The organism is Methylobacterium sp. 1A, assembly GCF_058072805.1.
Genome location: NZ_JBYQVE010000001.1, coordinates 3310800 through 3330128 on the forward strand (window position 1 = coordinate 3310800; position 19329 = coordinate 3330128).

The window sequence follows — 19329 nt, forward strand, 5'->3', positions numbered from 1 at the left end:
CTGACCAATCTCGGTAGAGGCTGAAACCCCTGCCACGCCCGGTGCCGCGCGGGTATCCGCCGGCGCGCAGGGGAACCATGCAGCCGGCACGGTCGCCCGCGCCGGCGGCGGCTCAGCGCTTCGCCGCGACCTTCTCGGCAACGGGGGCCTTCTCGGCGGAGGCCGTCTTGGTGGCGGCCTTGGCGAGCTTCGGCTTGGGCGGCGTCGCGCCGGCGATCAGGGCGGCGAGGTGCGACTGGTCGAGCCCCGCGGCGGCGCGCGCGGGCGCAGCGGGAACAGGCGCCGCCGCGGCGACCGGCGCGGGCGCCAGCGCAGCGGCCCGTTCGACCCGGCGCGGCTCGATGGAGCCGGTCGCGGCGGGCTCGGCGAGGCTCGCCGTCGCGACCGCGGGGGCGGCGGACTCGCGCTGGACCCGGAGGGTCCAGTGCGCGGCGGTGGAGAGCGCGGCGATGCCGAGAATCGCCTTGATGCCGCTGGTGAGCAGGGCTCGCATGGTCGTCAGGCCCGAGAGAACGCGGTTACGCGGAACCGGATCCCCGGCCCGGACGCATCATCGCGCGGGAGCGTGAACGAAGCCGCAACGGACCCGGACGACGCTGTCCCGGAACGGGGCAGGGACCCGCGCCCGCGACCCGTCTCGCGGGCGGAATCGGGTGGGAAATCATGTGGGCCATGCGCCGGACCCGCGGTTCCTGTTCCCCGCGCTCCCGACACTCCTGCAGCGACTCGGCCCACTGAGCCTCACAGGAACGGCCCAGAGAACTGGTCCGGACCGTCCCGTCACTGCCGACCCCGCCGCCATGCAGGCCCGAGCGGGCTCGCGAAACCTTCAGGCGCATCGGCCGCTGGGGACAGCCCGTGTAGAGGGTGACAGCCGAGCCGGCAACAGAGGCGGGGCCGTTTCCGGGACCCCGCGGCGATCAGTGCTCCGCCGCGGCCGCGGCGAAGCGCATCAGCGCGGCGATCTCGTCCGCGCCGTCCTCCGCGGCGAGGCGCCGGTAGAGCGCGGCGTAGCCGGAGAAGACCTGCCGCCCGGCCGCGTCGGGCCCGAGGAACCCGGCGATCTCCTCCATCTCGGGCGCCCAGCGATAGGCCTTCGGCACCATGTCGGGCAGCCCCCTGGCGAACCGGGCCAGCAGAGCCGGCTCGTTCTCGGCGAGCTCGGCCAGCAGCGCTTCCCCGGCGCCGGCGCGCCCGGCGGCGCCGATCACGAGCGCGGCGAGCGCCGTCAGGCCCTTGTTGAGGCCGGCATAGCTCATCTTCAGGCTGGAGGCCGCGCCGACCGCGCCGGGGCAGACGCGCAGGTCGAGGCCGAGGTCGCGCAGGACCAGGGCCGGGGCCGTGTCGGGACCCGAGACGTAGACGCGCGGTCCTGCGCTGCCGGGCCTCGGCGGCAGGCCCAGGATCGCCCCGTCGAGGAACGGCGCGCCGGTGGCCGCGACGATCCCGGCGACGCGCCCGACCGTCTCCGAGCTGACGGCGTTGGCGTCGATGTAGACCGGCTTGCGCGGGGCCGCCGCCAGGGCGGGCGCGAGCCGGCGGGCCAGCGCCTCCGCGTCGGCGGGCGGCACGATGGAGAGCAGGAGATCGGCGGCGGCGAGGTCGCCGTCCCCGGCATGCGCCATGCCGGCGGCCGCGGCCCGGGCGCGGCTCGCCGCCCCGCGCCCGTCCAGGGAGGTCAGCACCCGGGCGCCGTGCCCGGCGAGCCGGGCCCCGACGGCGCTGCCCATGGCGCCCGGGGCGATCACCGCGATCGTGGGCACGGGACCCTCCGGGACCTGGGGACCGCTACCGCAGCGAGCCGCAGAAGCGCTGGATGCGCCGGCAGGCCTCCTCCAGCATCGCGTTCGACGTCGCGTAGGAGATGCGCAGGTTCGGGCCGAGGCCGAAGGCCGAGCCGTGGACCGCCGCCACGCCCTCGGCCTGGAGCAGCTCCATGACGAAGTCCTCGTCGGTCTCGATGGTCTTGCCGGCCTCGGTCCGCTTGCCGATCAGCGCCGCGCAGGACGGGTAGACGTAGAACGCGCCCTCCGGGGTCGGGCAGGTCAGCCCGTTGGTCTGGTTGAGCATCGACACGACGAGGTCGCGCCGGCCCTGGAAGGCGGCCCGGAACGTGGCGAGGTGGTCCTGCGGCCCGTCGAGGGCGGCCACCGCCGCCCACTGCGCGATCGTGCTGGCGCCGGAGGTCTGCTGGCCCTGGACGAAGTCCATCGCCTTGATGAGCGCCTCCGGCCCGGCCGCGTAGCCGATGCGCCAGCCGGTCATGGCGTAGCCCTTCGAGACGCCGTTCATCGTCAGCGTCCGCTCGATCAGCTGCGGCTCGACCTGGGCCGGCGTGACGAACGCGAAGTCGCCGTAGGTGAGGTGCTCGTAGATGTCGTCGGTGAGGATGTGCACGTCCGGGTAGCGGAGCAGCACGTCGGTGAGCGCCTTCATCTCGGCGCGGGAATAGGCGGCGCCCGACGGGTTCGACGGCGAGTTGAGGACGATCCACTTGGTCTTCGGGGTCAGCACCCGGTCGAGCTCCTCGGCCTGGAGCTTGAAGCCGTTGGCCATGTCGGTGTCGGCGAAGACCGGCGTGCCGCCGCACAGCCCGACCATCTCCGGGTAGGACACCCAGTAGGGGCGGGGGATCACCACCTCGTCGCCGGGGTTCAGCGTGGCGAGGAACGCGTTGTACAGCACCTGCTTGCCGCCGGTGCCCACGATGGTCTGCGAGACCTTGTAGTCGAGCCCGTTCTCGCGCTTGAACTTGCGCACGATCGCCTCGCGCAGGGGCACGATCCCGGAGACCGGCGGGTAGCGGGTCTCGTTCCGGTGGATCGCCGCGATGGCGGCCTGCTTGATGTGCTCGGGCGTGTCGAAGTCGGGCTCACCCACCGACAGGCTGATGACGTCGACGCCGGAGGCCTTCAGGTCCCGGGCCTTCTGGGTCATCACGATGGTCGCGGACGGCTTCACCCGCGAGAGGACGTCGGCGAGGAGAGCCATGGCGTGCGGTGCTCCGGATTTTTGCGGTCAGGCGCCGCTTCCCCGCGGCGCGGCGGACCCTAGGCCCGGGACGCTGAGCCGGCAAGCGTGAGACGCCGCGGCGGCGCGCGGGAGCGACGTTTCTGCTATGATCCTCGGAATCGGGACGGAACGAGAGGCCCTGCCGATGGGCGAGACGATCAGCATCACCCTGGCACCGGACACGCTCCGCGCCGTGCGGGAGAGCGTCGAGGCCGGTGAGTACGCTTCGGTGGACGCGCTGCTCGACGAGGCCGTGCACGCCCTGCAGCGCCAGCGACGCGAGGATGCCGAGCGTCTCGATGACATCCGCGCCCGCATCCGGCGTTCCCTGGACGATCCGCGGCCGGATCTGAGCATCGAAGAGGTTCAAGAGGATCTCGACAGGATGTTCGCTGAAGCGCGGCACGCCACCCGCCGTGCGTAGACTGCCTGTTGCGTTTCGCCCTCAAGCGCAGGCCGATCTGGCCGGCATCTTCCGAACGGTCTTGCAGCGGAGTCAGAACGTCGCGACGGCGCAGCGCTTCACGCAGCGGATCAAGGATCGGTGCGACCGAATCGGCCACGCACCGCATGCGGGCCGACCCCGTGACGATCTCTTGGAAGGCTTGCGAACGGTGGCGTTCGAGAGATCGGCTGTGATCGCCTATCGCGTGGAACGTGGATCCGTGAGGATCCTCAATATCTTCTATGGCGGCCGCGATTTCGAGGCGGTCTATCCAGGCGATACCACGGAAGAAGCTCAGGAGCCCCCGTCCTGACGAACTGCCCTCGCACCGGCCGGCCCAGACCCCCATCTCACCCGGCATGACCCCGCTCTCCGTCCTCGACCTCTCCTTCGTCAGCGCCGACTCGACCCCGGCGCGGGCGCTGCACGACACGCTGGCCCTCGCCCGCCACGTCGATAACCTCGGCTACCGGCGCTACTGGCTCGCCGAGCACCACGCGCTCCCCAACGTGGCGAGCCCGGCACCCGAGATCATGATCGGCCAGATCGCCGCCGCGACCCGCAACCTCCGGGTCGGCTCGGGCGGCATCATGCTGCCGAACCACGCGCCGCTGATGGTGGCCGAGCGCTTCCGGGTGCTGGAGGCCCTGTTCCCGGGCCGGATCGACCTCGGTCTGGGGCGCGCGCCCGGCACCGACGGCCTCACCGCGCGGGCGCTGCGCCGCCGGGAAGCGCCGGGGGAGGGCGGGGACGACTTCCTCGACCGCCTGCAGGAGCTGCTGTTCTGGGACGGCGGCTTCCCGGAGGGGCACCCGTTCGCGCGGATCGAGGCGAGCCCCGCGGGGGTGCCGCTGCCGCCGATCTTCCTGCTCGGCTCCTCCGACTACAGCGCCCGCCTCGCCGGCGAGATCGGCTGCGGCTTCGGCTTCGCGCAGCACTTCTCCGGGATGCCCGCGGAGCCGCCGATGCTGGATTACCGGAACCGGTTCCGGCCGACGCGGCTCGGCGCGAAGCCCCACGCGATCCTGGCGGTGGCGGCGATCTGCGCCGCCACGGACGCGGAGGCCGAGCGCCTCGCCTCCAGCGCGCGGCTCGCGACGCTGCGGCGGGAGCGCGGCGAGTACCGGCCTCTGCCGAGCCTCGCCGAGGCGCTGGACTACCCGTATTCCGACGGCGAGCGGGTGCAGATCGAGCGCGGCCGCGACCGCCTGCACGTGGGCGGCCCCGAGACCCTGCGGGCCCGGCTCGCCGAGATGGTCCGGCGCACGCAGGCCGACGAGCTGATGATCGTCTCGGCGATCCCCGACCAGGCGGCGCGCCACGACTCCTACGCGCTGCTGGCGCGGGCCTGGGGACTCGGCGTCGCCTCACAGGCGGCCTGAGCCGTCACCCGGCGCCCGCCCGGGTCCTGGCGGCGGCGGCGCCGGCCGTGCAGGCTCCCGCCCGGATCACGCCCGCGACCAGACGGGCCGACCGGAGGAGAGCCAGCATGGGCAACCGACGCGAATTCCTGACCGCCACGGCCGCGGGCCTCGCCGCCGCCGCGGCGCCGGCCCGGGCCGCCGAGGAGCGCACGGCGGCGCCCGGGTCCGGCAAGCCGAGCGCGCCCGCGCCCTTGGGCATGCCCCGGGATATGGTGCTGCTCAACATGCGCCGTGGCGACGGCTACGCCCTGGGGGTGAAGACGAAGGACGGCGTGCTCGACGTCGAAGCCGCCGGCCGGGCCCTCGGGATGCCGGTTCCCGCCGACATGGACGACCTCCTCCATAACGGGCGCGGCCCGGCCCTGCGCGCCCTGATCGACGCCGTCGAGGCCGCGCCCGACGGGCGCTTCGTGCTGGCGGAAGCCGACGTCGCCTACGCGCCGGTGGTCACGCGGCCCGAGAAGATCATCATGATGGGCTTCAACTACCGCCACCACGCGGAGGAGACCGGCACGCCGATCCCCAAGGACCCGCCGCTGTTCAACAAGTACAACAACGCCCTGAACCACCACGGCGGCACGATCGCGCTGCCGACCCAGGCGGCGCGGGAATTCGACTACGAGACCGAGCTGGTGATGGTGTTCGGCCGCGAGTGCCGGAACGTGTCCGAGGCGGACGCCCTCGATTATCTCGCCGGCTACTGCACGGGCAACGATTTCAGCGCCCGGGACCTCCAGACGCTGACCTCACAGTTCATGATCGGCAAGACCTCGGACGGGTTCGCGCCGCTCGGCCCCTACCTGGTGACCGCCGACCGGGTGAAGGACCCGAACAACCTCAAGCTCAAGACGCTGGTCAACGGCCGGGTGCGCCAGGACTGGAGCACCGACGACATGATCTTCAACTGCCGCCAGCTGATCAGCTTCGCGTCGAAGGTGATGACCCTGAAGCCGGGGGACATCTTCTACACCGGGACCCCGCAGGGGGTGATCTTCGGCGAGAAGATCCCGCGCAAGGACCGCGCGTGGCTGAAACCCGGCGACGAGGTCGTATCCGAGCTGGAAGGGCTCGGTGAGCTGCGCTTCAGGCTGGTCTGATCCGTCGTCCGAGCGGTGCGACCCGCACCGTCATCACGAGCGCAGCGACGTGACCCAGGGCAGCGCGACGGCGGGAGTCGTCGCGCCGGCTGGATTGCTTCGCTCCGCTCGCAAGGACGGCTCTGTCGCAGCCATCACCTGAGACGGCCAGGGTGCGCGGGTCGTCCTCAGCGCCCGAGCAGGCGCCCGAGACGGGCCAGGAACCCCGATCCTTCAGCAGGCTTCGCACCGGGCGTCGCTGCCTGCGCGGCCCCCGCCTTCGGCGCCAGGATGAGCCCGAGGGCTGCCGTATCGGTGGTCTCGCGGTCGATCAGGATCAGGCTGCCGGTCTCGCGGTTCTCCGCGTACGGGTCCACCGCCACCGGCCGGTCGAAGCGCAGGCTCACGTCGGCGATGTCGTTCGCCGACAGGCGCTCGGCCGGGCCGGGCTGGCCGGTCTCCGGATCGATCCGCGAGGCGATCCGCTCCACGGTCGCGGTGACCGTGGCGGTGCCGATCTTGGCGAGCAGGCTCGCGCCCGGGCTGAGATCGGTCTCGGCCGCCCAGAACAGGCGCGCGTCGAGGGTCTCGGTGACCCGCATCGGCGCGTCGGTGGCCACGATCACCTGCCCGCGGGAGGCGTCGATCTGGTCGGCCAGCACCAGGGTCACCGACTCGTCCTCGCCGGCCTCGGGCAGGTCGCCGTCGGCGGTGTAGATCCGCGCCACCGTGGAGGTCCGGCCGGAGGGCTGCACCGTCACCGAATCGCCCGGCCGCACCCGGCCGCTGGCGATCCGGCCGCTGTAGCCGCGGAACTCGGAATTGGGCCGGTTGACCCACTGCACCGCCATCCGGAACGGCGCGTTCAGCGCCTCGGCGTGGACCGGCACGGTCTCGAGGTAGTGGAGCAGGGTGCCGCCCGTGTACCAGGGCGCCGCGACGCCCGCGTCCACGACGTTGTCGCCGTTCTTGGCCGAGAGCGGGATCGCCTTGACCTCGGAGAAATTCAGCCCGCGGGCGAAGTCCGAGAACCCCGACACGATGCCGTCGAAGGTGCCCTGCGCCCAGCCAGCGAGGTCCATCTTGTTCACCGCCAGCACGACGCGGCGGATCCCGAGATTCGACACGAGCAGCGCGTGGCGCCGCGTCTGCCGGGTCAGGCCCTGGCGGGCGTCGACCAGGATCACCGCCACGTCGGCCGTCGAGGCGCCGGTGGCCATGTTGCGGGTGTACTGCTCGTGGCCGGGGGTGTCGGCCACGATGAAGGAGCGCTTGTCGGTGGAGAAGAACCGGTAGGCGACGTCGATGGTGATGCCCTGCTCGCGCTCGGCCTGGAGGCCGTCGACGAGCAGCGCGAGGTCCATCTCCTGCCCCTGCGTCCCGTGCTTCCGCGAGTCGCGCTGGAGCGCCGAGATCTGGTCGTCGAAGATCTGCTTGGTGTCGTGCAGGAGCCGCCCGATCAGGGTCGACTTGCCGTCATCCACCGAGCCGCAAGCGATGAAGCGCAGCACCGCCTTGTTGCGGTGGGCGGTCAGGAACGCCGCGTAGCCGGAGGCCCGGTCGGTGAAGGCCGTGGGAGCCTGGTGGAGCGTCATCAGAAATAGCCCTCCTGCTTCTTGCGCTCCATGGCGCCGGCCCCGTCCTTGTCGATCACCCGGCCCTGCCGCTCCGAGGTGCGCGCCGCCAGCGTCTCGCCGATGATCTCAGGGAGCGAGGCGGCGTCGCTCTCCACCGCGCCGGTGAGCGGGTAGCAGCCGAGCGTCCGGAAGCGCACGAGGCGCTGCTGCGGGGTCTCGCCCGGCGCGAGCGGCAGGCGCTCGTCGTCGACCATGATGAGCTGGCCCTCGCGCTCGACCACCGGCCGCTCCTTGGCGAAGTAGAGCGGCACGATCGGAATGTTTTCCTGTTCGATGTAGAGCCAGATGTCGAGCTCGGTCCAGTTCGACAGCGGGAAGACGCGCAGGGACTCGCCGCGCTTCTTCTTGAGATTGTAGAGGTGCCAGGGCTCGGCGCGCTGGCGCTTCGGGTCCCAGCGGTGCTGCGCGGTGCGCAGGGAGATGATCCGCTCCTTGGCGCGGCTCGCCTCCTCGTCGCGGCGCGCGCCGCCGAAGGCGGCGTCGAACTTGTGCTTGTCGAGCGCCTGCCGCAGGGCCTGCGTCTTCATCACGTCGGTGTGGACCTCGGAGCCGTGGCTCACCGGCCCGACACCGCGGGCGAGCCCGTCCGGGTTGGTGTGGACCAGGAGGTCGAGGCCGAGTTCCTTCGCGCGGGCGTCGCGGAAGGCGATCATCTCGCGGAACTTCCACGTCGTGTCGACGTGGAGCAGCGGGAACGGCAGCCGCCCGGGCGCGAAGGCCTTGAGGGCGAGGTGCAGCAGCACCGAGGAATCCTTGCCGATCGAGTAGAGCATCACCGGGTTCTCGGTCTCGGCGACCGTCTCCCGGAAGATGTGGATGCTCTCGGCCTCCAGCCGCTTGAGATGGCTGAGGCGGTCGGCGGCGGTCGGTGCGGGCGTGGGGGCGCTCGGCTGCACGGCGGCGGCGAGGGCGGCGCTCATCGGGCGAACTCCGGCTGGCGGGCTGTCTGATTCGGGGTGGTCTCGAAGGCGGCGGGCTCGAGGATCGCGGGCTCTTGGCCCGGCTGCACGGCCGCACCGGGGCGTCCGACGTGCAGGCCGCACTCCTTCTTGTCTTCCTGCTCCCACCACCAGCGGCCGGCCCGCTCGGGCTCGCCGAGCTTCACGGCGCGGGTGCAGGGGGCGCAGCCGATCGACGGGAAGCCGCGATCGTGCAGGACGTTGTAGGGCACGAAATTGTCGCGCACGAAGCGATCGACCTGCTCCCGCGACCAGTCGGCCAGCGGGTTCAGCTTGATCAGGCCGCGCTCCGCGTCGAAGGCGGCGAGCGGCGTCTCGGCGCGGTTGGCCGACTGGCCGGCCCGCAGCCCGGTGAGCCAGCCGCTCGCGCCGGCGAGCGCGCGGCCGAGCGGCTCGACCTTGCGGAAGCCGCAGCAGGCCTGACGGGCCGCCACCGAGCGCCGGAAGCCGTTGATGCCCTCGCTCCGCACGAAATCCTCGGCGGCCGCGCGTTCGGGGGCGTAGGCGGTGATTCGGATGCCGTAGGCCGACTCGGTCTCGGTCCACGTGTCGTAGGTCTCGGCGAAGAGGCGGCCGGTATCGAGGGTGACGATCTCGACGCGACCCTTCGCGAGGCCCGCCATGGCCAGCGCGTGGGTGAGCGCCTGGTCCTCGACGCCGAGGCTCGTCGTGAAGACGAGGCGGCCGGGGATCTCGGCGGCGATCAGGTGGAGGCGGCCTGGAAGGTCGAGCCCGGACAGCCGCTCCGCGAGGGAGTCGGCCGCCTGTCGGTCCGGACGGGTCATCGCGCCATGTCCCGGGGTTCGCGTGGTGGAAAGGCCACGGCCAGCGCCGTGCCTGTTGTCGAGCGGTCGAAATGTTCGCTATACCGAACGAAGTCAAGGCGCCCCGGCGCGCTTGGCGGGGTCGGACCGGCGGTTCGGCGTGCGGTTGCGCACAGCTTCCGGCGCGGGCAGCATGGGCCCGAGGTAAAAGATTCTTCTCACCGGTCCCGGTAGACACGTATATGCGCTCGCGCCCCGCGCGCGGCGGAAGCCCACGGAGACAGCTTTGGACGCGATCGATCTGAAGATTCTCGCCCTGCTGCAGACGGACGCCACGCTCTCCATCGCGGCGATCGGCGAGCGCGTGGGCCTGTCGCAGACCCCGTGCTGGAAGCGCATCCAGAAGCTGGAGGCCGACGGGGTCATCGACCGGCGCGTGGCGGTGCTCGATCCGGTGAAGCTGGGCCTCGGGCTGACGGTGTTCGTCTCCATCGAGACCGCGGACCATTCCCAGGAGTGGCTGCAGCGCTTCGCCGCAACCGTCTCGGCCATGCCGGAGGTGCTGGAGTTCTACCGGATGGCCGGCGACGTGGACTACATGCTGCGGGTCGTCGTCGCCGACATGCAGGCCTATGACAGCTTCTACAAGCACCTCATCGCGGTGCTGCCGCTCAAGAACGTCACCTCCCGCTTCGCGATGGAGAAGGTGAAATCCACCACGGCCCTGCCGCTGCCGGCGCCCCCGAAGAACGGGCGGCACCTGCCGGGGACGGCCCCCGTCCTCGCCGTGGTTGGAGAATGATATTCTCTTTTTTCGCAGTGCAGCGAACGTGATGTCCTATACGCCGCCCGTTCTGCAAAACGAACGTTTCTCGATTGACACCGGCCGCGCCGGCCCCGACATGGTCCCGTGATGTCCCGCCAGAATCTCCTCCCGCGCACCGCCCCGTTCGGGGACGGCGAGCGCGCCAGCCTCGACGCGGTGCTCGGCACCGCGAGCCCCACGCAGCGCGCCTGGCTCGCCGGCTTCCTGGCGGGCCTCGACGCCGCGGGCGGCCAGCCGGCCGCGGTGCCGGCCGCCCCGCCCAAGGCCGCCGCGCCGCTGACGGTGATCTACGCCAGCGAATCGGGGAACTCCGAGGCGCTCGCCGGCAACGTCGCCAAGCTCGCGCGCAAGCAGGGCTTCAAGCCGAAGGTGGTGGACTTCGCCGACCTCGACGTCGCGACCCTGCCCAAGGCCGGCAAGCTGATCGCCATCGCGGCCACCTGGGGCGAGGGCGAGCCGCCGGCCCGGGCCGTGCGGGCCTACGGCGAGCTGATGGGGGAGGGCGCCCCGCGCCTCGACGGCGTCGAGTTCGCGGTCCTGTCGCTCGGCGACACGTCCTACGCGGAGTTCTGCGCCATCGGGAAGGCGCTCGACGCGCGCTTCGAGGCGCTCGGCGCCAAGCGCGCCGCCGAGCGGGCCGACCTCGACCTCGATTTCGAGAAGCCCGCCGCCGACTGGATCAAGGGCGCGCTGAAGGCGCTCGCCCCGGCCGAGCAGCCCGACAACGTCGTGGCGGTGGACTTCGCCCGCGCCGGCGCCGGCGAGGACGACGAGGCCGAGCCGAGCCGCGAGCCCGTCGTGGTCGAGGTCGTCGAGCACGTGAACCTCAACTCGTCGCGCTCCGACAAGGAGACGATCCACCTCGCGCTCGCCTTCGAGGACGGCGCGCCGGCCTACGAGCCCGGCGATTCGCTGGAGATCTATCCCGAGAACGACCCGCAGCTCGTGGACGAGATCCTGAACGCCGCCGGGCTCTCCGGCGACGAGGCCCTGCGCACGGCTCTGCTCGCCGAGCGGGACATCACCACGCTCTCGGCCGCCACGATCGAGCGCTTCGTGAAGGCGACCGGCCACGCGGAGGCGCAGACGCTCATCGACAGCGGCGAGGCCAAGGCCTGGATCGAGGGCCGCCACCTGATCGACCTGCTGGAGACCTACCCGGCGAAGCTCACGGCCGATCACATCGGCACCATCACCCGGCCGCTGCCGCCGCGGGCCTACTCGATCGCCTCCTCGCGCAAGGAGGTGGGCGACGAGGTCCACCTCGCGATCGCGGCGGTGCGCTACGAGACCCACGGCCGCGCCCGCTCGGGCGTCGCCTCGGTCCACGTCGCCGACCGCATCCGCGACGGCGCCAAGCTGCGGGTGCGGCTGAAGCCGAACCGCCACTTCCGCCTGCCGCAGGATCCGGCCACCGACATCATCATGGTCGGCCCGGGCACCGGCGTCGCGCCGTTCCGCGCCTTCGTGCAGGAGCGCCGGGCCGTGGAAGCCCCCGGGCGGTCGTGGCTGTTCTTCGGCGACCGGCACTTCACCCACGACTTCCTGTACCAACTCGAGTGGCAGGACGCCCTGGAGGACGGGTCGCTCACGAAGATCGACGTGGCCTTCTCGCGGGACCAGCCGGAGAAGGTCTACGTTCAGGACCGGATCACCCAGCACGCGCAGGAGTTGGTCTCCTGGCTGGACGGGGGCGCGCATCTCTACGTCTGCGGCGATGCCAAGGCCATGGCCAAGGACGTGCGCGCCGCCGTGGTGGGCGCGTACCAGAGCGCGAAGGGCCTCAGCGCCGCCGACGCCGAGGCGCAGGTCGCGGCGCTGGAGCGCAGCCACCGCTACCAGCAGGACGTTTACTGAGGACACACCGCTCCCCGCACCGCGGGGGGCCTTCAACGAGATGCGGCAGAGACAGGCGGGACGCAGGTCCCCGCTCCCGGGCGGGAGAGGGACAGGGTGAGGGATCAGGTCTTTCCGGAGAGGGCGCACCCCTCACGCCGACCCGCTCCCGCACGGGAGAGGGGGCGGGTCGCGGATCCGGTTCCAGTCCTGCACCGGCTCCGCTCCGCTCGCCACCTCCCGATCGGGGAGGAAGACGCGTTCAGACAGACGGATTCACCCCATGGACGACCACAGCCCCCGCGACGCCGCCGAGACCCCGGCCCCCGGCCCGACCACCGCCCCGGCCGAGCGCGTCTACGAGACCCCGCCGACGACGCGCCCGATCACGGATGCCGAGGCCGCGCGCGCGGAGAAGCTCGCGGCGAACGAGCACATCAAGATCGCCAGCGGCTACCTCCGCGGCACCCTGGCGGACGGCCTCCTCAAGCACGCCACCGGGGCGATCTCGGAGGATGACGGGCAGCTCGTGAAGTTCCACGGGATGTACCTGCAGGACGACCGCGACCTGCGCCCCGAGCGGACCAAGAAGAAGCTCGACAAGGCCTACAGCTTCATGATCCGCCTGCGCATCGCCGGCGGCGTCATCACCCCGAAGCAGTGGCTGATCCTCGACGACATCGCCCGGACCTACGCGGGCGGGGCACTGCGCGCGACCACGCGCCAGACCTTCCAGTACCACGGCGTGATCAAGTCGAACCTGAAGCGCACGATGGCCGCCATCGACGGCGCGCTGCTCGACACGATCGCGGCCTGCGGCGACGTCAACCGCAACGTCATGGCGGCGACGAACCCCGCTCAGACCGGCGCCCACAAGGCCGCCTACCAGCTCGCCAAGGACATCTCCGACTCGCTGCTGCCCAAGACCAGCGCGTGGCGGGAGATCTGGCTCGACGGCGAGCGCGTGGTCGGCGGCGAGGAGGAGGCCGAGGTCGAGCCGGTCTACGGCCGGACCTACCTGCCGCGGAAGTTCAAGACCGTCGTGGCGGTGCCGCCCTCCAACGAGGTCGACATCTTCGCCCACGACCTCGGCTTCATCGCGATCCTCGACAAGAAGAACCAGGTCACCGGCTGGAACGTGACGGTGGGCGGCGGCATGGGCATGACCCACGGCGAGCCCGACACCTTCCCGCGCACCGCCGACGTGATGGGCTTCGTGAAGCCCGAGGACGCCCTGAAGGTCGCCGAGGCGGTGATGACCGTCCAGCGCGACTGGGGCAACCGCAAGAACCGCAAGAACGCCCGGCTCAAGTACACGATCGAGCGCTACGGCCTCGACGCCTTCCGGGCCGAGGTCGAGAAGCGCGCCGGCAAGAAGCTCGGCGCGCCCAAGCCCTTCACCTTCACGGGCAACGGCGACCGCTACGGCTGGGTCGAGGGCGACGACGGCCGCCACCACCTGACCCTCTACGTGCCCTCGGGCCGGATCAAGGACATCGAGGGCGGCGCGCAGTTCCTCTCGGGCCTGCGCCGCATCGCCGAGGTGCATCAGGGTGATTTCCGCCTCACCGGCAACCAGAACGTCATCATCGCCAATGTCCCGGCCGAGAAGCGCGCCGAGATCGACGCGCTGGTCGACGAGTACGGCCTGACCCGGGGCGCGAGCGCGCTGCGGCGCAGCTCGATCGCCTGCGTGGCCCTGCCGACCTGCGGCCTCGCGCTCGCCGAGAGCGAGCGCTACCTGCCGGACCTGATGACCGAGCTGGAGGAGAGCCTCGCGTCCCACGGGCTCGCCGAGGAGGAGATCACGATCCGCTCCACCGGCTGCCCGAACGGCTGCGCCCGGCCGTTCATCTCGGAGATCGGCCTCGTCGGCCGCGGCCCCGAGCGCTACCACCTCTACCTGGGCGCCGCCCACGACGGCTCGCGGCTCAGCAAGCTCTATCGGGAGGACGTGGCGGCCTCCGAGATCCGCGACACCCTCGACCCGCTCTTCGCCGACTACGCGAAGGGCCGGCAGCCGGGCGAGCATTTCGGCGACTACCTGATCCGCGCCGGCCACGTGGCGCGGACCACCAACGGCCCGGACTTCCACGAGCGGACCGGCGCCCTCAAGCCGGCCACGCTCGGCTGACGAAAGGCCGCGCGCGTCCGGGACGGCGCTTCCGGACGCGCCGGGACCGCGAGGCCGCGGCGGCAGGGTCGCGGGCAGGGTTGCGGAATGCGGGTCGCGGCCCGGCCCCGCCCTGACCGGAGCCGCGCGCCGATCCCGGGCGGCCGGGCCGCGGCGCGAGGGATCCGAGCCCCGGAGGAACTCCCCGCCCATGCGTGGATCCGGACGGCCGTTCCGAGAAAACCGGAACCGCCGCCGGAGACCCGGCCGCGCTCGCGCCGGCACACCCGGTAGATCCCCGCCCTCGCATATCCCCGCCCCAGCGATGCGCTGCCGTCGCAACCCATCGCCCCCGATGAGAATGAACGTTCATTGACATGAGAATGAACGTTCATTATAAGGGTGGGGCAAACAGGAGCGCGCGATGGCTCTCACACTCGAAGGCCGCTGGTCCGATCTCGATGCTGAGCGTTTCGGCGCCCGCGGCCCGGGCGCCCTCGCCCTCGTCCGCGCCGTCTGCACCCCCGCCAACCTGACCTTCGGCGCCGTCCTGGCCCTCGCCTGGCTGGCCCTGATCAACTGGACGGGCGCCGGCCCGGACGGCTGGCAGGCCCGGATCTGCGCGGACCTGCATCAGGGACCGCAATCCTGCGCGGTCGCCAGCCTGGGCAAAGACCAGAGCCGCGTTGCCCCGGTCGCCGTCACGGCGCAGCCGGGATCGTGACCGGCGCGGCGGACAGGGTGGCGGAGGCCCGCGGCAACCCGTCCGCCCGGCGCGAGCACATCCTCGACGCCGCCGAGACCTGCTTCGCGCGCAACGGCTTCCATCGCACCACCATGCAGGACCTCGCCCGCGAGGCCGCGATGAGTCCGGGCAACTTCTACCGCTACTTCGAATCCAAGGAGGCCCTGGTCCTCGGGCTGGTGGAGCGCGAGCGCGAGCGCGGCACGCTCCTGGTCGCCGAGATGGAGGGCAGCGGCGATCCGCGCGGGACGTTGCTGGGCATCATCGCCCGCTACTTCGCGTCGATCACCCGCGAGGCCGCGACCCTGCGGGTGGAGATCTGGTCGGAATCGACCCGCAACCCGGACATCGCCGCCATGACGGCGCGGACCGAGGCGGAGAGCCGCGACTGGTTCGTGGCGACCCTGGCGGGGCTCGCCACCGCGCCGGGATGCGATCCGGCCGGGCTCTACGCCCTGCTCGCGCCGCTGATGAAGGGGATCGTCGTCGGCCGGGCCGCGCTGCCCGACTACGACGTCGCCGCGGCGATCGCCCAGCTCCACGCGCTCCTCGACGCCGGGCTCGACGGTCGCCTGCCGGCCCCGGCGCACGCGGGCCGACACGCCGGCCGCTGATCCCGGCACCGCGGCCGCCGCGCCCCCGGGACGCACCGGCGGCGCGCCGGTCGAACCGCCATCGACGATCGCGCGTCGGACACGGCGCGCGGTACGCCGGCCGGTCCGCGTTTCCCCCCTCGCGCGGGCCGGCCGGCCGTTCTCCCGGGCGATCCCGCGCGATCACGCCCGGTCCCCTGACAGACGCGACGGCGTGAGTCGGCCCGCGGCCCGGGATTCAGCCGGTTGCGAAGGCCACGCATTACACACTCTGTAGTTGGCATCTTTGAATGATTTCAAAGCATTGCCCCTCAAAGCGTGCCCTCCGCGCCACATCCGGGCAGAGGATGCGCGCGTCACCCGCGGCTTTCGGGATCGGCGTTGAGAAAGGACGGCGTTTGCACTCTAGAAACACCGCACCGCGTCGATACGCCGCTCTTGAGAACGATTTTAAACCATGCACGTCGCCCGGATCGACGCCGTCGATCGCATCAAATACTTCCGGTTGCGCCTGAATATCTGCAGCACGGGCCTCGCGACGTCGCTCCTCCTGCTCGCGCCGACGGAGATCCGCGCGCAATCCGACCCGGCCGCCGACGAGGTCGTGCTCTCCGAACTCAGCGTTGCGGGCACGGGCCCGGCCAGCGAGCGGGCCGACGGTCCCGTCGTGGGCTACCGGGCGACGCGCTCGGCGACCGCCACGCGCACCGACACGCCGGTGCGCGACTCGCCGCAATCGATCAACGTCGTGTCCCGCTCGGTGATCACCGACCAGCAGGATCTGCGGCTCACCGATGCCGTGACCAACGTCAGCAACGTGGTCCTGGGCAGCACGGTGCAGGGCCGGTCGCAGAACTACCTGATCCGCGGCTTCTCCACGCAGGTCTTCGCCGTCGACGGCGTGCTGGTCGATCCGGCCATCAACTTCTACCCGGTGACGCGCGACCTCGTGGATGCCGAGCGCGTCGAGGTGATCAAGGGCCCGGCCTCGGTGCTGTTCGGCCGGGGCGATCCCGGCGGCGTCATCAACATCGTGACCCGCCGGCCCACCTTCGAGCCCACGGCCGACGCGAGCGTGCAGGGCGGCAGCTTCGGCTTCCGGCGGTTCCAGGGCTCCGTGTCGAGCGCGCTGCCCGCCGTCGAGGGCCTCGCCGCGCGTCTCAGCTTCGCCGCCCAGGAGGATCCGACCTTCCGCAATTACGGCGGCGACACCAACCGGCGCGTCTTCGTGGCGCCGGCCTTCAGCTGGACGCCGAGCGCCGACACCCGGGTCTACGTGAACTCGGAATTCACCAACCAGCACACCCAGTACGACGAGGGGCTGGTGGCCTTCCGCGGCCGCGTCCCGCTCGACAACATCGGCCGGTTCTACGGTGAGCCGTCCTCGCGCTACTTCGGCGCGTTCAACACGATCACCATGCGGGCCGAGCACGACGTCAACGAGAACCTGACGCTCCGGCAGGTCATCGCCGGGCAATGGGGCACGTTCGACGTGTTCGCCGCCCGTGCCCTATCGGTCAACAATGCCGGCACGCTGCTGAGCCGGCGCGAAGCCACGGTCAATTCGCGCTTCGCCGCGGTCGACAGCCAGACCGAGGCCGTGATGAAGTTCGACACCTTCGGCTTCGCGCATACGGCGCTCCTCGGGTTCGAGTACTCGAACGGCTTCCGCCACGCCTTCTCCCAGCAGGGCAACCTCGCCCCGGTCAGCTTCCTCAACCCGATGTTCGGCGCGGCCTTCCAGCCGCTCCAGTTCCAGGCCGACCTGAAGCAGAAGCTGGAAGTGTTCGGGCTCTACGTCCAGGACCAGATCGTGCTGGCGCCGGGCCTGCAGCTCGTCGTCGGGGCCCGGTTCGATCTCGGCAGCCAGTACTATTTCAACCGGCAGCCGGCCTCGCGGACCCAGCCGCCCGAGCAGAACCTGTTCGGCGCCTCGCCGCGGGTCGGGCTGATCTACCGGCCGTTCGAGCCGCTGACCTTCTACGCGAGCTACGCCACGTCGTTCCTGCCGCAGACCGCCAGCGTGCTGAACGTGGCGAGCCCCCCGCCCAGCACGGGCGAGCAGGTCGAGGCCGGCACCCGGGTCGATCTCACGCCCGGCCTGACCCTGAGCGCGGCCGCCTTCCAGATTGTCCGGGACAACGTCGCGGCCACCGACCCGCGCAATCCGACCTTCTCGGTCATCACCGGCCAGCAGCGGTCGCGGGGTGTCGAGGCCGATCTGGCCGGCGAGATCCTGCCCGGCTGGAGCATCATCGGCAGTGTCGGCCTGATCGACGCGCGGATCACCAAGGACACGACCTTTGCGGTCGGCAACCGGCTCACCGGCGTGCCGGTGTTCAGCGGCAGCCTGTGGACGACCTACGCGTTCCAGGACGGCCCGCTGCGCGGGCTCGGGCTCGGCTTCGGCGTCACCCATGTCGGCCGACGCTACGGCGACCTCGACAACAGCTTCACCGTGGGCGCCTACAACCGGCTCGACGCGCTCGTGTACTACGATTTCGACGCCCACTGGCGCCTGTCGGTGAACATGCGCAACCTGACGAACGCGCGCTACATCGAGGCGCCGACCAACGCGACCAACAACACCCCTGGGGCGCCGTTCACGGTGCTGGCGACGATCACCGCCCGGCTCTGACGGGCGGTGATCGTCGCCCCGCCGGAGGCCGCCGTCAGGGGCTCGCCGTGCGGACGGCGCCCGCCGGCGCCCCGGCCGCGACGGTCCTGCGCCGGGCGCCGGCGCGGCGGCGCAGGACGTAGAGCGTCAGGCCGGTCGCCGCGAAGCCCGGCATGGCCAGCGCCGCGAGGCAGAACAGCAGCGCGACGAGGTCGCCGAAGAAGCGGCCGCGATGCACCTCCAGGACGTTGTCCAGGAGGCGCCGGCCCAGCGGCGCGTCGGCGGCCCGCTCGGAGGCCAGCAGCGCGCCCGTGGCGGGATCGTAGCGGATCTCGTTGCGGGCGCTCGGCGCGTCGACGCCCTTCGGCAGCCAGCGGATGCGGATCGCCTTCGTGTCGGCGCCCGGCAGGGTCAGGACCGCCGTCCCGGCCTCCGCGCCGGTCCGCGCGCGGAAATCCGCCCAGGCGCGGTCGACGGCCGCGCCGTCGGCGGTGGGATCGGCCGGTTTTCCGGCGGCCCTGCGGCCGGCCGGCTTCGCGGCGTCGGGGGCGCCCACGAGCAGCCGCGTCGCGCCGTCCTTGAACCACGGGTAGGACCACGTCAGGCCGCTCAGCGCGATGACCAGGTAGACCGGCAGGAGCCAAGTTCCGACCACGGCGTGCAGCGACCACCAGCGCGGCCGGCCGGGCCGCGACAGGGCCGGCTTCAGCCAGATCCGCCAGCGGTGGATCCGGGGCCAGCGCAGGTAGAGGCCGGTCGCCAGGAAGGCCAGCAGCGCCAGGGTGCAGGCGCCCGTCACGGTGCGGCCCCAGCCCTTGGACCCGCCGGGCAGCAGCAGCCAGCGGTGCAGGTCCCGCACCGTCGTGAAGGCGCCCTCCAGCCGCACCGGGCCGAGCAGCGCGCCGTCGTAGGGGTCGGCGTAGGCGGCGGGCGGCCGCGCGCGGGTCTCGGGATCGCGGGCGAAGCGGACGTGGACGCTCGCGCGCGGGTCGTCCGACAGGGTCAGCACGTTGGCGACGCGGCCGCCCGCCTGCGCGTCGATCCGCGCCGCCAGCGCCGCGGGGGGCAGTGCCGTCCGCCCGCCGGGCGCGACCTCGAGCCGGTCGCGGTTGGCGAAGGCGGTGACCGCCTCCTCGTAGCTCATCAGCGCCCCGGTCAGGCCCATCAGGGCGAGGACGAGGCCGGCGGTGAGGCCGAGCGCCCAGTGCAGGCGGAAGAGCAGGGTCCGGAGGGAGGGAATCGGCAGCGTCATGGCGGTGCCGGCTGCCTAGCAGAGTCCGGC

At 71.9% G+C, this 19329-nt stretch carries 17 protein-coding genes; 10 read left to right on the plus strand and 7 right to left on the minus strand.

Annotated elements, in window-relative coordinates; translation table 11 throughout:
- Positions 1–112: 112 nt before the first annotated feature.
- From ACX9MN_RS16160 to ACX9MN_RS16170, 3 genes are all read right to left on the minus strand, one after another.
- Complete coding sequence (locus ACX9MN_RS16160; RefSeq protein ID WP_020093179.1) at positions 113–493, minus strand: hypothetical protein; 381 nt, start codon at positions 491–493, stop codon at positions 113–115.
- A gap of 427 nt (positions 494–920) precedes the next feature.
- The gene (locus ACX9MN_RS16165; RefSeq protein ID WP_489724915.1) at positions 921–1763 is read right to left on the minus strand and encodes an NAD(P)-dependent oxidoreductase; all 843 of its coding nucleotides are present in this window, start codon (positions 1761–1763) and stop codon (positions 921–923) included.
- 25 nt (positions 1764–1788) lie between these two features.
- Positions 1789–2991, minus strand: a complete 1203-nt coding sequence (locus ACX9MN_RS16170; RefSeq protein WP_489724916.1) for a pyridoxal phosphate-dependent aminotransferase — start codon at positions 2989–2991, stop codon at positions 1789–1791.
- A gap of 166 nt (positions 2992–3157) precedes the next feature.
- Between ACX9MN_RS16170 and ACX9MN_RS16175 the strand changes: the two genes are divergently transcribed.
- From ACX9MN_RS16175 to ACX9MN_RS16190, 4 genes are all read left to right on the plus strand, one after another.
- A complete protein-coding gene (locus tag ACX9MN_RS16175) occupies positions 3158–3436 on the plus strand; it encodes a ribbon-helix-helix domain-containing protein (protein ID WP_489724917.1) in 279 nt (92 codons plus the stop codon).
- Complete coding sequence (locus ACX9MN_RS16180; RefSeq protein ID WP_026604932.1) at positions 3429–3770, plus strand: type II toxin-antitoxin system RelE/ParE family toxin; 342 nt, start codon at positions 3429–3431, stop codon at positions 3768–3770. Before ACX9MN_RS16175 ends, ACX9MN_RS16180 begins: the two co-directional genes overlap by 8 nt.
- A 46-nt stretch (positions 3771–3816) precedes the next feature.
- A complete protein-coding gene (locus ACX9MN_RS16185; protein WP_489724918.1) occupies positions 3817–4839 on the plus strand; it encodes an LLM class flavin-dependent oxidoreductase in 1023 nt (340 codons plus the stop codon).
- A 107-nt stretch (positions 4840–4946) separates the two neighbouring features.
- Positions 4947–5978 (plus strand): fumarylacetoacetate hydrolase family protein, encoded by a 1032-nt coding sequence (locus tag ACX9MN_RS16190; RefSeq protein ID WP_489724919.1) that lies wholly within the window; start codon positions 4947–4949, stop codon positions 5976–5978.
- 167 nt (positions 5979–6145) lie between these two features.
- Here ACX9MN_RS16190 and cysN read toward each other — a convergent pair whose 3' ends face one another.
- Genes cysN through ACX9MN_RS16205 form a run of 3 tightly spaced genes read right to left on the minus strand, consistent with a single transcriptional unit; the run spans position 6146 to position 9338 of the window.
- Complete coding sequence (gene cysN / locus ACX9MN_RS16195) at positions 6146–7552, minus strand: sulfate adenylyltransferase subunit CysN (protein WP_489724920.1); 1407 nt, start codon at positions 7550–7552, stop codon at positions 6146–6148.
- Positions 7552–8514 carry a sulfate adenylyltransferase subunit CysD gene (cysD, locus tag ACX9MN_RS16200; RefSeq protein ID WP_091926378.1) on the minus strand — a complete coding sequence of 321 codons (963 nt, stop codon included), beginning with the start codon at positions 8512–8514 and terminating at the stop codon, positions 7552–7554. Before cysD ends, cysN begins: the two co-directional genes overlap by 1 nt.
- Positions 8511–9338 (minus strand): phosphoadenylyl-sulfate reductase, encoded by an 828-nt coding sequence (locus tag ACX9MN_RS16205; protein ID WP_020093186.1) that lies wholly within the window; start codon positions 9336–9338, stop codon positions 8511–8513. Before ACX9MN_RS16205 ends, cysD begins: the two co-directional genes overlap by 4 nt.
- Positions 9339–9603: 265 nt before the next feature.
- Between ACX9MN_RS16205 and ACX9MN_RS16210 the strand changes: the two genes are divergently transcribed.
- From ACX9MN_RS16210 to ACX9MN_RS16235, 6 genes are all read left to right on the plus strand, one after another.
- A complete protein-coding gene (locus ACX9MN_RS16210; protein ID WP_010686224.1) occupies positions 9604–10119 on the plus strand; it encodes an Lrp/AsnC family transcriptional regulator in 516 nt (171 codons plus the stop codon).
- 111 nt (positions 10120–10230) lie between these two features.
- On the plus strand, positions 10231–12000 hold the full coding sequence (locus ACX9MN_RS16215) for a diflavin oxidoreductase (RefSeq protein WP_489724921.1): 1770 nt from the start codon (positions 10231–10233) through the stop codon (positions 11998–12000).
- A gap of 262 nt (positions 12001–12262) precedes the next feature.
- Complete coding sequence (locus tag ACX9MN_RS16220) at positions 12263–14113, plus strand: NADPH-dependent assimilatory sulfite reductase hemoprotein subunit (protein WP_489724922.1); 1851 nt, start codon at positions 12263–12265, stop codon at positions 14111–14113.
- A gap of 403 nt (positions 14114–14516) precedes the next feature.
- Complete coding sequence (locus ACX9MN_RS16225) at positions 14517–14816, plus strand: hypothetical protein (protein WP_020093189.1); 300 nt, start codon at positions 14517–14519, stop codon at positions 14814–14816.
- On the plus strand, positions 14813–15451 hold the full coding sequence (locus tag ACX9MN_RS16230) for a TetR/AcrR family transcriptional regulator (RefSeq protein WP_489724923.1): 639 nt from the start codon (positions 14813–14815) through the stop codon (positions 15449–15451). Before ACX9MN_RS16225 ends, ACX9MN_RS16230 begins: the two co-directional genes overlap by 4 nt.
- A 436-nt stretch (positions 15452–15887) precedes the next feature.
- The gene (locus ACX9MN_RS16235) at positions 15888–18068 is read left to right on the plus strand and encodes a TonB-dependent siderophore receptor (protein ID WP_489724924.1); all 2181 of its coding nucleotides are present in this window, start codon (positions 15888–15890) and stop codon (positions 18066–18068) included.
- 34 nt (positions 18069–18102) lie between these two features.
- On the opposite strand, the gene ACX9MN_RS16240 is transcribed toward ACX9MN_RS16235, so the two are convergent.
- Complete coding sequence (locus tag ACX9MN_RS16240) at positions 18103–19299, minus strand: PepSY-associated TM helix domain-containing protein (RefSeq protein WP_489724925.1); 1197 nt, start codon at positions 19297–19299, stop codon at positions 18103–18105.
- Positions 19300–19329: the final 30 nt, after the last annotated feature.